The 2099-nt window shown below is 69.0% G+C and carries 3 protein-coding genes; 1 reads left to right on the plus strand and 2 read right to left on the minus strand.

Annotated elements, in window-relative coordinates; all coding sequences use genetic code 11:
- On the plus strand, window positions 1-553 hold a 553-nt coding region (locus tag RHBS_RS27160), incomplete at its 5' end, for a lipase (RefSeq protein WP_128646891.1).
- On the opposite strand, the gene RHBS_RS27165 is transcribed toward RHBS_RS27160, so the two are convergent.
- Both RHBS_RS27165 and RHBS_RS29890 read right to left on the minus strand, forming a co-directional pair.
- Window positions 543-1355, minus strand: coding sequence for an ABC transporter permease (locus RHBS_RS27165; RefSeq protein WP_128646892.1), 813 nt, complete (start codon window positions 1353-1355; stop codon window positions 543-545). The two genes, RHBS_RS27160 and RHBS_RS27165, sit on opposite strands and share 11 nt — an antisense overlap.
- Before the next feature lie 112 nt (window positions 1356-1467).
- On the minus strand, window positions 1468-1926 hold the full coding sequence (locus tag RHBS_RS29890) for an AAA family ATPase (RefSeq protein WP_236745423.1): 459 nt from the start codon (window positions 1924-1926) through the stop codon (window positions 1468-1470).
- Window positions 1927-2099: the final 173 nt, after the last annotated feature.

Here is a 2099-nt window from a genome sequence, read left to right on the forward strand (position 1 = left end):
CGGTGGCGTCGGCGATCTGACCGTGCAGGCGCAGACCCTGCGCGACGCCGTCGACGCGGCTCTGACTCGGACGGGAGCGACCTCGGTCGACGTCGTCGGGTATTCCGCCGGCGGAGTGGTGGCCCGGATCTGGGCCACCGATCTGGGCGGTGCCGAGCAGGCCCGACGCATCGTGACCCTCGGCTCCCCGCACCATGGCACTCAAGTGGCGGCTCTGGCGGCCCAGTTCGTGCCCGACCAGTGCGCCACCGCCTGTCAGCAGCTCGCCCCGGACAGTTCCGTGTTCGCCGCTTTGAACGCCGGGGACGAGACCCCGGAGGGACCGCAGTGGGTGTCGATCTGGACCGAACTGGATCAGGTGGTGACCCCGCCGACGTCGGCCGAACTCGACGGGGCCGTCAACATCCCCGTTCAGAGCGTGTGCGCGGACTCGACCGTCGATCACGGGAACCTGCCGCGCGATCCTCTCGTCGGCGCGATGGTCTCCGCGCAGCTGGACGGCGATTCCACCACCCAGCTCGGCGCAGCTGATTGCAGCCGTCTCAGCTCGTGATGTCCTTGGTGGTGAAGTTCGCCCACGCCGCCCCCAGGAGCACGACGACGTAGACGCCCTGCAGACCGACACCGCGCACCAGGTCCCGCGTCGGCACCGGATCGCGGAACAGGTCGACGAAAGCCAACCAGTATCGCGTCGGAAGATACGGTGCGATGGCGTCGGCGGCGTCCAGTGTCAGCAGCAGAGAGCTGGCGATGAGGAACGCCAGTGCGCCCAGCGTCGCGGCGAGCGGGGAGTCGGTCAAGGTCGACAGAAACAACCCCATGGCGGCGACTCCGAGCATGGACAGCGTCACGTAGAGCACGGCGATGACGGTGCGCGCGGCGACCTGTTGATCGGTCAGCACCGTGCCGGACACGCTGGAGACGCCGGCCAACGACGTGGTGTCGAACAGCGTCGTACCGACGAAGTACGCGACAGCGGCCACGATGACCACGGCCAGCATCACGAAGGCGGCCACCGAGATCAGCTTCGCCACCAGTAGCTTGGTGCGTCCCACCGGGCGGGCGAGCAGGTAGCGCAGGGTGCCGGCCTGAGCCTCACCGGCAACGGAATCGCCTGCGATGACGGAGACGGCGACGGGCAGGAACAACGGCAGCACGATGGCGAGCGCGGCGAGCGGATAGAGCTGGCCGTTGGTGAGCACCGCGGACAGAAACGCAGGGCCTTCGCCGGGGCGCGGACCGACGTCGGTGAGGGCCAGCAGACCCGCGACGATGGTGGGCAGCAGATTGAGCAGCAGAATGACGACCCAGGTGCGGGGTCGGCTCAGCATCGCGCGCAGCTCGACGCCGATCATGCGGTCACCTCCGTCCGGGTGGAGCGGACGGGACCGTCGATTCGGTCGGCACTCGAGCCGGTAACGGCCAGCACGGATTGCTCCAGACTCATCTGCTGCGTCGTCAGCTCGCTCACCCGCACCCCGCCTTCGACGAGCAGTCGATTGAGCAGGCCGAGTCGGGGTGTTCGATCACGAGCTGCTGCCCTTCACGGTGGAGCACGGTGGCGTTCTGGACTCCCGAGAGCACGGTGACGGCCTCGGCCGGGTCCGGGGTGCCCACCAGCACCCGGCCGGTGGGCTGCTGGAACGCGGAGAGCTGATCCTGCAGAACGAGGCGACCCCGATCGAGCACTCCCACTCGGTCGCACAGTTGCTCCACCTCGGCCAGCAGGTGACTGGAGAGGAACACCGTGGTGCCCGCCGCATGCAGACCCAGGAGCAATTCTCGAATCTCCAGGATTCCCTGTGGGTCGAGACCGTTGGTCGGCTCGTCGAGGATCAGCAGCTCGGGCGTGCGCATGAGCGCCGCGGCCAAGCCGAGGCGCTGCCGCATACCGAGCGAGTACTGCTTGACCGGTCTGCGTCCCACCCCGCAAGGCCCACCTGCTCGAGGGCTTCGCCGACGCGGGCGTTCCTGGTGCGCCGGGACCCCGCCCGGCCCCGGCCGCGTCGAGCAGTGTGAGGTTCCGGCGGCCGGAGAGGTTGGGGGTAGGCGGCGGGGTTCTCGATCAGCGCCCCCCACCCGCGGCAGCACGTTTCTTC

The organism is Rhodococcus sp. BS-15, assembly GCF_000813105.1.
In the GTDB taxonomy this organism is placed as follows: domain Bacteria; phylum Actinomycetota; class Actinomycetes; order Mycobacteriales; family Mycobacteriaceae; genus Rhodococcoides.

Excerpts from the sequence above, each read along its gene's own strand:
- RHBS_RS27165 (WP_128646892.1), bottom strand. The coding sequence starts at position 1,355 with ATGATCGGCGTCGAGCTGCGCGCGATGCTGAGCCGACCCCGCACCTGG.